Raw genomic sequence first — 10948 nt, 5'->3', positions numbered from 1 at the left:
TCGCCGAAACGCGTCCATGGCTTTCCAGGCCATCAGAAGAACCACGACCATGACGATCAGAAGTTCGATGACGCCGAAGGCTGAACGAACTAAGATACAAGGCATGAAAAACGATCGCGGCGGAGCGGCAATTTGGGTCATTCTCGTCGTCTTGTTGGTGGGTGGATTTGTCGGTTTTCGCATCGGGCAACTCTACTTCGACAACAGCACGTTGGAAAACGAAGTAGCGGTGCTGGGGGACAACACCCTTCTATCCAGGGATGCGAATTCGGAAAAAGTGAAAGCGGAAATCAACAAATTGCTCGCCCGGTACGATGTCCAGGTCGATCCCCAGGACATCACAATTGAATTTAACGGAGCGGGGGACCGTTTAAACATCAAATTCTACTATCGTCGTCCCGCCGATCTGGTCGTCCTCCATCCTGGGATCGGTTTTGAAGTGGCGGTGCAGAGGGAAGCACGAAGAGCGGTCGGCATCATACAGAACGTTCAAGAGAGCATAGAAGATTCGAACGCGGCCGCCGCGCGGAAATATAAAGACGCCGTCAAGAACGCGACCGGCCAACCCCCGGAATAAGAAGGATAGCCTTCTCCTATCCCGTCTTCGGCAATTTCATAGAAATTCTTTCCGTTTCGGAGAAGACATCGGTCGCCTTGCTCCAGGGCTCCGAATCCTCGCCCACGCCTCGGTCGCTCCGGCGAGGGTCCCTCGTCTTCCGCGGCGCACCACGAAGTGGCGCGCCCGTATCCGTTTCCCTACCGCCTCCGCTCCCGGGTCGTGACGGGATTCTCCGCCAGTCGCTCCTCGACCGATGTCTTCTCCGGGACACAATGGATATTTTGGAATTAAAGGAGAGGGGTCATAACTCTACTGAAAACCAGACGGGGTTTTATGGGTGGGATCCACGATCAGCTGGTACACGACCGCCGGTCTCGCGATGTTTGGTAACGTGCTGAAAATCGCAGTGGCCGCCGAATTTGCACCGAGGATCTGGGCGCCAAATCCGGCGATTTTGACCGGATTCGTGGATTCCCATATTTGCTGATCCACATTCGGCTTCGAGACGACAGCAATTCCAAAAAAGCCGACTACACCTAACGATAGAGTGTTTCTTACGTATTTCATGCCTTAATTATCGCGCAGCAAGTCGATTTCTAACAAATCAGGAAACCGCGAATAGCCTAATGAAAACAATAAGATATTGGGCTTCGTTTAAACATCCCCCGGCCTCAATCAGCCGAACCTCATCTGAATTGTTGTCGAACCGAAGCGACACGAAGCTATGCGAACAACGAGGAGACGAAGCCCGGGAGTGACCCGAACTCCAAAAGCGCAGGACCGCTCTATTGCTAAATTTATTTCAGCGGCAGGCGGCTAGAGCTCCCAAAAAGGGCTGAACGTACTTCTCGCCTGTCTCAGAAGATCGAGGCAGAGGGGCGTGGAGCATCGCTCGCTGTCGAGGGGGATTTTGCTTTCTAAGGCGCCGATCGCCGCACTGGCTCCGCGCGCCAACGCCTGAAAATCATATCCGCCTTCCAGTGTGTAGATTAGAGGTGTCTCGGTATCCCGGGCAAACTTTTCGAGTCGAAGAAAGAGCTGGAGGAAACCCCGGTCCGTGACGTTGAGTTGGGCCAACGGATCTCGTTCGTGAGCGTCGAAACCGGCGGATAAAAACAGAATGTCCGGTCCGTATTGTCTTAATACCGGCTCGAAGAGATGGTCGAACATATATAAAACTTCCCCGTCTCCGCACCCCGCGGGGAGGGGGCAATTCACCGTCATTCCTTTTCCGTTCCCTTCGCCGATTTCGGACCAATTCCCCGTGCCCGGGTAGAACGGGTATTGATGATGGGAGAGATAGAGAACGTCGGGGCGATCGTAAAAAATATGTTGGGTTCCGTTGCCGTGGTGGACATCGAAGTCAAAAATCGCGACCCGCTTCTTTTTGTGGCGCGAAAGGGCATAGGCGGCTCCGAGTGCCACATTATTAAACAGACAAAAGCCCATGGCTCGATCGCGTTCCGCGTGGTGGCCGGGAGGCCGGACCAAGGCGAAAACCCGATCGATTTTTTTTCGGCAGACCCGGTCCACCGATTCCAGGAGCGTACCCGCCGCGACCCGGGCCGCTTGGTAGGAGTCTGAACAAGCGTAGGTGTCCGGATCGAGCTGAGTAAAAGGTTTTTCGGCGGTTCCCGCGATTTGTTCAATCAACCTCTCCGTGTGGACAAGGCAAAGCTCGTCGTTCGAAGCCTTTCTCTTACTTTTCTTTATTTTCATGTGCGGCGGAGGATGGGCGCTCAATTCTTCTTCGATCGCGGCCAGGCGCTCCGGTATTTCCGGATGCGGCATCGGCGACCGATGTTTCTGAAACAACGGATTCTCGAACACCCAAAAAGGCATTATCCAGCTACCTGTTTTTCTCCAGGAATCACGGTAAGCGGAAAGGAGTGGTGTTTATCCAGGGAATGAAGAATCGCCGGCATGATCACGATCGCCGCAAAGAGGCAGGCGAGTTCGCCGAGCATGGCGAGCCAGCCGAATGAAGCCAACGCCTGATTTTTCGCCGTAAGCAGCGTCGCATATCCTACGGTGGTCGTGATGGAGCAGAGCAAGATCGCTCCGCCCACGGCGCCCAAGACCCGGCGGATGGAGCCTCGCCCTTCAAACCGGTAGCGCTGAAGCAAGTTGACGCCGTAGTCCACGCCGATGCCGAACGTGACCGGCAGCGCAATGAAATTGAAGAAGTTGAGCTTGATTTCGAGGAGAGACTGCAATCCAAGCATGTAAATCATTCCGACGACGAGACCGCCGATGACGTAAATGATCGGCCGCGACCTCCTGAAATTTAGAACGACAATCAGGACCACCGCCAAAAAGGAAAAAAACGTCGCAATCGGGCCGTCATGAACGATGGCTCGCAAGAGATCCGCGAAGATACGGCCTTCCCCCGACATGTGAACGACGCTGCCGTCGGAAAGCCGGACGTCGCTGAGGCGGTCCGAAAAGGCCATCAAAAGCTTTCCGTTGTTGAGGTTGACCTCCTCCCGAGAATAAACGTAAACGATCCGGCCGAGCCGGCCGTTCAATTCCTCGAAATTCTGACGGATGGATGCGGGAACGTCGGCTACCTCGAGCTTTCGCAGATTGACCGCCTTGCGAAATTCCTCCAGCTCTTTTCGATATTCATCTTTTAAGAATTTCAGCGAATGATCGGCCAAAAGACCGCGAATTTTTTCCAGGGTCCTCAGTTTTTCAGTCTGACGATCGGGTAAGAAGGAATAAATCGTCCGGCAGGATTCAATGTATTTTTCGGATTCGGGATACGTCGCTTCCCGGCCCATGATCGTCATGCACGCATCGGGCGCATGCTTTTCGTTGTCCAAGAGGATGACGGCGGGAGAGAGGGTTTCGCCGAAGATGTCGTTGACGCGGGATTTGATTGACTTTTGTCCTTGACTGACCGTCGGCCGGTTACGAAGTTTCGAGAAGTCGTACTCAAGTGAATCCGGAAGAAAGCGGCGCATGAAATAGGCCGACGCGGCCAGAAGCAGGATACCGAAGCTCGCGACGATCTTCGGGGAATAGGAAACGAGAGCCGACACGGGGTAAAGGATCGTTTCCCATTGCTTGGAGACCATCCGCCCCTCCCGGACGAGCGGTAGCGCGCGCTCCGATAAGACGAGAAGCGGGGGGACTACGACGTATGTCGCGATCCAGCAGAGCGTCATTCCGATGCCCCCGATAAATCCAAACTGACTGAAGCCCTTGATTTCGGAAAGCCCGAGGGCTGCGAACGCCGCGCTCGTGGTCATCGCAGCGGTGAGTGTTCCGCTCCAGGTCGTGCGTATAGCCACAGCCAGAGCATGCTCGATATTGTCACTCTGCCTTCGTTCTTCAAGGTAGCGTGCCAGCAGAATGATGCCGGTGTTCACGCCGTTGCCGACGATGATGCTCCCCAAGAATGCCGTCTGCGTGTTCAGATATCCGATCTGGAGTTGCGTCAAGGCGAACGTCCACGTGGCACCTACAATCAGCGCGGACGCCAACAGCCAGATGACGCGGAACCGCAGGAAGTAAAGGTAAAGCGCAAGCGCCACCAGACCGAGACAAAGAGCCAAGGTTTCCAAGACATCCCGGATGAGCTGTGAGTATTCGTCCAAGGTCTGCTGGTATTTTCCTGTAAAACTCACTTTGAGGGACGGGTGATAACTCCGGGGATTCAAATCTTCGACGATCGTTCGTACTTTTGCGACCAGGATTTTCGCGAAGTCGGTGCCGGTGGAGGCGCCGTACGGACGGATCAAGACTGCTGCAAGACGATTCCGTTCTCCGAAAAAGTAACCGTCCGTATAGTTGTCGTATTTGGACGTTTTGCCTTTGTACTTCTCTTCAATGTCGCTTAAGTCGAACTCCGCCTTGTCCTCTTCCAAGGCGATATAAAAGGGGTTGTGGGCCAGTTTCTCGTAGCGAATTTTTCGAGCCAGCCGATCGTGGATTCCTCTCAGGTCTTCGAGGTCCAGGTAGAGGTACTTGTTGTTCGTATAGAAATTCCGGACATCTTTCGTATTGTATTCAACGTTCCGGACGTACTCTTTGGGCAACGTTTTCAGACGTACGACAAGATCATCAATAAATCGTTCGGTAGCGCGATAGTCCTCCGATTCGATCGCTACGATGAGATTCCCGATTCCTCCGACATGTTCCACAAACCGGTCCAGCTCGACGACGCTCGGTTTGTTTTGAGGCAAGAGTCGCTTGAAGTCGCTCTGCAGCGACAAGCGGGTGCAGAGGAGGCCGGTCGGCATGAGGGTGAGACCGAGGAAGAAGAGCCATAGGACGGGATGGCGGTGAAAACTTCGGGCCAATGAATGAGCGTTCACTCCGTGCATGATGTGAAGCGCTATATTCTAGCAAAGAATCGGAGAATGGACCGCCCTTTCGTTCAAATCGGAAATCTGGTACCAGAGCCGACGCAATGGCCATAAACGTAAGAGAATTGATCGAGAAACGGCAGGGCGAGAACTACGCGCTCCACGATCGGTACATTAATCCGACATTCGCGAAGGTCCTCAAAATCATCGGTTTCGACCGTGTTTATACGAGGGGCGAAGGAGCCTACCTTTTCGACGGCGAGGGGAATCGCTATCTCGATTTTGTCTGCGGTTACGGTGTTTTTAACCTAGGGCGCAACCATCCGGCCGTCAAAGCCGCCCTCAAAGAATACTTGGATCTCGACTATCCGAACCTGGTGAAAATGGATGCTCCCCTGATATCGGGCCTATTGGCCGAGGCATTAGTCAAACGGATGCCGGCGGGTCTCGATACGGTTTTCTTCGGCAACTCGGGAACGGAGGGCGTTGAAACGGCGCTCAAGTTCTCCCATGCGGCGAGCGGTCGCGCGAGAACGGTATATACGGCCGGAGCCTTTCATGGGCTGACGTACGGATCTCTCTCGGTCAACGGCGACGAGCATTTTCGCGAAAGTTTTGGACCGTTCCTTCCGGGCTGTGATGCGGTTCCATTCGACGATCTTGACGCCCTGGACCGCGCCCTTTCCACAAAAGATGTGGGCGCGTTTATCGTGGAACCGATTCAAGGAAAAGGGGTGCATGTTCCCGGTCCCGACTATTTGATCGGGGCGCAAAAGCTTTGCCGGAAATATGGAACCTATTTTGTCGTCGACGAGGTCCAGACCGGAATGGGCCGAACCGGACGATTCTTGGCCCTCGAGCATTGGAATCTGGAGCCGGATCTGGTCATCATTTCCAAATCGCTCTCGGGCGGGCAGGTGCCGGTGAGCGCCGTCGTCGGACGAAGGGACATTTTCTTAAAAGTCTTCAGTCGCCTGGATCGATGTGTCGTGCATTCGACGACGTTCGGTCAAAACGCCATGGCCATGGCGGCCGGATTGGCGGCTCTGCACGTTCTTGAGGAGGATCGTCTCGTCGAAAATGCCGATCGGATGGGAAACCTTCTGATGGAAGAACTTCGGCTTCGAAAGGACCGATACGAATTCCTCAAAGAGGTTCGCGGACGAGGCCTTTTAGTTGGCGTGGAATTCGGCGCGCCGAAATCTTTAAAGCTCAAAATGGCTTGGAATCTGTTGCACAAGGCGGACGCCGGGCTTTTCGCCCAGGCCATCATCATGCCGCTACTGGATAAGCATCATGTGCTGACGCAAGTGGCCGGCCACAATATGGACGTGGTGAAACTCGCGCCGGCTCTTTGTGTGACGGAACAGGACATCCGCGATTTCATAAAAGCGTTTGACGGCGTGATGGATGATTGCCACCGACTTCCCGGACCGATATGGGAAGTTGGATCGCGCCTGGCGAAACACGCTGTTCGGTAAGCCAAGATTCTCCTTGAGTTTCTCGAAGTAGCATTACGGGCTCCGGTCTCGGCGTGCACCCCCATCGTCTCGCCACTGGCTCGCAATGGGGACCCCCGCCTCGCCACCTTGTGGTGCGCCGCGGAAGACGAGGGACCCTCGCCGGAGCGACCGAGGCGTGGACGAGGATTCGAAGCCCGGGAGAAAGCCGAATTTTGGAATCCAAGAATCATCACTCGAAATTTAAGAGAAATTTGTAGAGTTCGGTTCTAAGTTCGGCCCGGAGTTGACTCGTCGAGCCGGCGACGCTTCTTCATCCACCAAATAATCAACGATAGGCCGAGAACGGCGATCGCGGCGACGGCGAAAAGGGTGTGGCCCGTCCGCCGAATTTGCTGCATTCCGAGTTCGATGTCTTCTCCGAAGTGATACGCGATCGATATGACCAGGGGAACGCTGATGATGGCGGCCAGGCCGTCCCAAACCAAGAATCTTCGGTACGGCATTTGCAAGATCCCGGCCGTAATAAAGATGGTTCCCCGAATGCCGGCCATGAATCTCGCAACAAAGACGACCCGATTCCCGTATTTGTGGAAATATTCGTTCACCTTCTTCATTCGTCCGGGGTGGAGCAACTTCGCAAAGAGTGGAAACTCGAAGATGCGGTTCCCGAGCTTGCGGCCGATCAGGAAGAGGAGAGAATCTCCGCCGACGATGGCGGCCAGGGAGAAAAGGATACCGATTTTCAGGCTGACGTCGCCCATGTAAGCCAGGTAGCCGGCCGCGAGGAGAGGGAACTCCTCGGGCAACGGGAGCCCAAGGCCGCATATCAAAATAACGAAGAGGACCGCTGCAAATGCAACCGTCCCGGGGGCCGCCGACAACCACTCGAAAATGAATTCCACCGTTTCGTTCTTGACTAGAAAATTCGGGCGAGCACGATAATACAAAGAGATGAAATACGTCAACGACGGGAACTTTACTCCCTGTACCTTTTGTTTGCGCTTAACCGTTTTGTTACGCTAGGATAATCCCCCATGTCCCTGGCCAAGGAAGAAGTCGTAGAAGAGAAGCTGGGAACTGAAGGTCCGCTCCATGACGAGGAAACGGAGAAGATCGACTGGGACCGCGTCGCCCAACTGCGGGTCACCCGAAAGATCATGGACGCTATGTCCAATTTGGAGGTTTCGGCCGTCTACCTAACGCGGGCCAACCGCCGGAAGGACGCGCGCAAGAAATATCTGGGACATGGATCTCGAAAGATGTTGTCCGAAGCGGAGACCCCTTTCGTTTTGAAACAGCTCAAGCCCTATTGTGCGTTCATTCAGAAAAACGCCGAAGGATTGAGTCGTTGTCGGGAGGACTGCCTCAAAGTCGTGGAGGACGCGATCAACAAGGGGGACGTGGTGACGAAAGAGTGCCACGCCGGCTTGATCGAGATGGCGGTTCCGGTTCGTTTGCACGACCGGGTCGTCGGCATATTCCGTTGCGGTGAATTTGCTTCCGGGAAGCCGGACAGTCTCATGCAGGCCAAGCTGGAAGAGAAAGTGGCTCCGCTCCAATTGCAGTCCGAGGACGTTCAGGACCACATGAAAAAACTTCCGTATTTCCCGAGCGAGAAGATCGCCGTCGTGAACAACCTCATGGGAATGCTCTCCCAGGAGATTTCGGACTACATCCAAGAGACGAATAAGGACGAAAAAGCCACCAGCGAAATGGATCAGTTCAATTATCGCGGACTGATCACGAAAAATCCGATTATTTTGGACATCATCCGCCAAATCAAACTGATCGGCGCCTCTGAAAGTTCGGTCATTATTTACGGGGAATCGGGGACGGGAAAGGAATTGGTTTCAAAACTGATTCACGAACATTCGCCTCGCGCGGGAAAGTCGATGGTGACGATCAATTGCGCCGCGCTGACCGACACGATTTTGGAGGCGGAGCTATTCGGGTACAAGAAGGGAGCGTTCACGGGCGCGGTGGCCGACAAAAAGGGCCTCTTCGAAGTCGCCGACACCGGCACCATCTTCTTGGATGAAGTCGGGGAAATGTCCCTCGCGTTGCAGGTGAAAATTTTGCGATTGATTCAGGAGGGAACGTTCATGCGCGTGGGCGATACCGAAATGCGGCAGGTCGATGTTCGCATCATCTCGGCGACGCATCGGGACCTCCGAAAGTTGATCGAGCTGGCCAAATTCCGGGAGGATCTTTATTACCGGCTGGCGGTCGTGGAACTCACCCTCCCGCCGCTTCGCGACCGGCCGGACGACACGGCTCTGTTGATCCATCAATTCCTGAGCGAGTTCCAGCAGAAAACGGGCAAGGAAGGGATCACGCTTTCCAGCGAAGTCATGCAGGTCTTCCAGGAATATTATTGGCCCGGAAACGTGCGCGAACTGCGAAACGAAATCGAACGGCTCGTGGCGCTGCGGAGCAGCCATTCCTTGATTAAGGCCAAGGATCTTTCGAAGAAATTCTTCTACGAGACCTATCCGGAAGGGATTAAAGCGGGGGATGAGGACGAGGAGGGATTTATCAAGAAAATGGTGGATGACTTTGAGCGCAACATGCTCAGCAAGTATCTCCGCAAACACCATTGGAATAAGACGAAAGTGGCCCGCCTCTGCGGAATCACCCGCCAGGGACTGAACAAAAAGATCATGAAATATCGGCTCGACCGCCGTCGAATCTGATCCGATCAAAATGTCCCAGCGAGTCGTGTCCCTCGTTCCGAGCATCACGGAAAATCTAATCCTGTTCGGCAAGCTTCCGGTGGGACGAACGAGCTTTTGCATTCAACCGAAGGGAAAAGTGGAATCGATTCCCGTGGTCGGCGGGACGAAGACGCCGAAAGTTCAGAAGATCCTCGATCTCCATCCGGATTTTGTGATCGCAAATCGGGAGGAGAACCGGAAGGAAGACGTTGAAGCCATGGGCCGGGCAGGACTTACCGTCTGGGTCACGTACCCGACGCGAGTGGCCGACGTGGTTCCTCTGATGAAAGAATTGGCAGCGATCTGCGAAAAACAAGATACCGCCCACAAGATCATTTTGGAGTGCGAAGCCACTATTGAGAAGCTTCAACATACGAAGCCGCGGAAACGTAAGCGTGTAGTCACGCTCATCTGGAAAGACCCCTGGATGGCGATCGGAGGAGAGACTTACAGCGACGACCTCATTCGGGTCTCCGGAGGAGACAATCCGTTTTCTCAACCCGAGAATCGGTACCCTCAAGTCACGGATCAGGACATCTTGGCGGCTAGGCCGGATCTGCTCTTACTGCCCAGTGAACCGTACGCATTCACACAATCGGATCGTTCCGATTGGTCGCGCAAGACGCAGGAAGCCGGTCTTCGAACGCGAGTCGAGTTCATTTCCGGAGAAAATCTGACCTGGTTTGGCCCTCGCGTGCGCGAAGGCCTTAGCGAACTTCGCCGGCTTATTGAGTCTGAAGCAGTGTCTTGAGGACGTCGCGGATCTTGGTGTCCACGGTGGGATCGTCGATCGATCGTTTCAAGAAATCGATTAAGCTTTCATCCCCCAGAGCCTCGGCGGCCAACTGAAAGCGCGCGTCCTCGGTTTGTGAAAAGACTTCGCGCACATGCTTCGGGCTTGCTGAAGGCGCTTCTTTCGAAAACGCCGGCGCCGCGAACCCGATTGCAAATAACAAAGCCATCGCAATTCGGGCCGTTCGAATCGTTTTGTTTATCGGCATCATAGATGGAACTTCCGGCTGCACGCGTTATGCCAGCCGGTCCGCGTTACCTTACCTCTCTAAGGCCTTAAAACCAAAGCCTTTAGTCGAAGGAATTGAGGTCGGAAAGAAGGGCCATGGGTGCGACAGGCCGCGGCCCGGACGCCCCGGTTCGTCGCTTGTGACAAGGGGTAAATTGTGAAAATATTCAAGAAGTTATGCTGAATTCCGCCTGGTCGGAAGTTCTCCGTTCCGATCTCGACAAGCTCTCCCAGCCGACTACCACTCGCGCGAAGACTCCCGTTCCCGTTCTCAAGGAGGGAGAACGGCGAATCGTCACGATTCTTTTCCTCGACATCCAGGGATTTACGGCGATGAGCGAAAAGCTCGATCCCGAAGACGTTCAACTCATCATCGACAACTGCTTCAAGATTCTTACGAACGAGATCGAAAAGTACAGCGGCTTCATCGACAAGTACGAAGGGGACCGTCTGATGGCTCTGTTCGGAAGCCGGCAAGCGTCGGAAATCGACTGCGAACAAGCGCTTCGCGCGGCCCTCGGAATGAAGGACAAATTTCAGGAGATCAACCGCATTCTGGCCGAGCGGGAAATTCGGATCGGAGTTCGGGTCGGCGTGAACACCGGTTTGGTCGTCACCGGACGGATCGGCAAAGGGCGGGAGCAGGATTTCACCGTTATGGGAGACGCCGTGAACCTTGCCTCACGGCTGGAGACCAACGCGCCTCCGAACGAAATCATGATCAGTGAAGAGGCCAAGCGCTCGGCCGGCGACGTGTTTCTGTACGAAGACCTAGGGAACATCGAGGTCAAAGGGAAAAGCGAACCGATTTCCGTCTTCTGCGTGAAAGGGCTCAACCCGCATCGTGCGGAACGGTGGGAGCGTTCCCCATTTAAGCA

General features: G+C 54.5%; 10 protein-coding genes. 6 read left to right on the top strand and 4 right to left on the bottom strand.

What is annotated here, in order from left to right; all coding sequences use genetic code 11:
* Positions 1 to 103 precede the first annotated feature (103 nt).
* Both VI895_13245 and VI895_13240 read left to right on the top strand, forming a co-directional pair.
* Positions 104 to 577 carry a hypothetical protein gene (locus tag VI895_13245; GenBank protein ID HLG20764.1) on the top strand — a complete coding sequence of 158 codons (474 nt, stop codon included), beginning with the start codon at positions 104 to 106 and terminating at the stop codon, positions 575 to 577.
* A gap of 319 nt (positions 578 to 896) precedes the next feature.
* Positions 897 to 1046 (top strand): hypothetical protein, encoded by a 150-nt coding sequence (locus tag VI895_13240; protein HLG20763.1) that lies wholly within the window; start codon positions 897 to 899, stop codon positions 1044 to 1046.
* A gap of 329 nt (positions 1047 to 1375) precedes the next feature.
* On the opposite strand, the gene VI895_13235 is transcribed toward VI895_13240, so the two are convergent.
* Positions 1376 to 2401, bottom strand: a complete 1026-nt coding sequence (locus tag VI895_13235) for a histone deacetylase (GenBank protein HLG20762.1) — start codon at positions 2399 to 2401, stop codon at positions 1376 to 1378.
* Entirely contained in the window at positions 2401 to 4881 is a 2481-nt protein-coding gene (locus VI895_13230; GenBank protein ID HLG20761.1) for an MMPL family transporter, read from the bottom strand. Before VI895_13230 ends, VI895_13235 begins: the two co-directional genes overlap by 1 nt.
* 95 nt (positions 4882 to 4976) lie before the next feature.
* Here VI895_13230 and VI895_13225 point away from each other — a divergent pair, with 95 nt between their 5' ends.
* Positions 4977 to 6353 carry an aspartate aminotransferase family protein gene (locus VI895_13225; GenBank protein ID HLG20760.1) on the top strand — a complete coding sequence of 459 codons (1377 nt, stop codon included), beginning with the start codon at positions 4977 to 4979 and terminating at the stop codon, positions 6351 to 6353.
* Between the two features lie 248 nt (positions 6354 to 6601).
* Here the strand turns inward: VI895_13225 and VI895_13220 are convergent, their stop codons facing one another.
* Positions 6602 to 7237 carry a DedA family protein gene (locus VI895_13220; GenBank protein HLG20759.1) on the bottom strand — a complete coding sequence of 212 codons (636 nt, stop codon included), beginning with the start codon at positions 7235 to 7237 and terminating at the stop codon, positions 6602 to 6604.
* Between the two features lie 132 nt (positions 7238 to 7369).
* Here VI895_13220 and VI895_13215 point away from each other — a divergent pair, with 132 nt between their 5' ends.
* A complete protein-coding gene (locus VI895_13215) occupies positions 7370 to 9028 on the top strand; it encodes a sigma 54-interacting transcriptional regulator (protein ID HLG20758.1) in 1659 nt (552 codons plus the stop codon).
* A 10-nt stretch (positions 9029 to 9038) separates the two neighbouring features.
* Entirely contained in the window at positions 9039 to 9800 is a 762-nt protein-coding gene (locus VI895_13210) for a helical backbone metal receptor (protein ID HLG20757.1), read from the top strand.
* On the opposite strand, the gene VI895_13205 is transcribed toward VI895_13210, so the two are convergent.
* On the bottom strand, positions 9775 to 10050 hold the full coding sequence (locus VI895_13205; protein ID HLG20756.1) for a hypothetical protein: 276 nt from the start codon (positions 10048 to 10050) through the stop codon (positions 9775 to 9777). The two genes, VI895_13210 and VI895_13205, sit on opposite strands and share 26 nt — an antisense overlap.
* Before the next feature lie 197 nt (positions 10051 to 10247).
* Between VI895_13205 and VI895_13200 the strand changes: the two genes are divergently transcribed.
* Positions 10248 to 10948, top strand: a 701-nt coding sequence (locus VI895_13200) for an adenylate/guanylate cyclase domain-containing protein (protein ID HLG20755.1), incomplete at its 3' end; no start/stop codon positions are given.

Source organism: Bdellovibrionota bacterium, from assembly GCA_035292885.1.
In the GTDB taxonomy this organism is placed as follows: domain Bacteria; phylum Bdellovibrionota_G; class JALEGL01; order JALEGL01; family DATDPG01; genus DATDPG01.
This window is presented reverse-complemented; position numbering and strand designations above follow the sequence as displayed.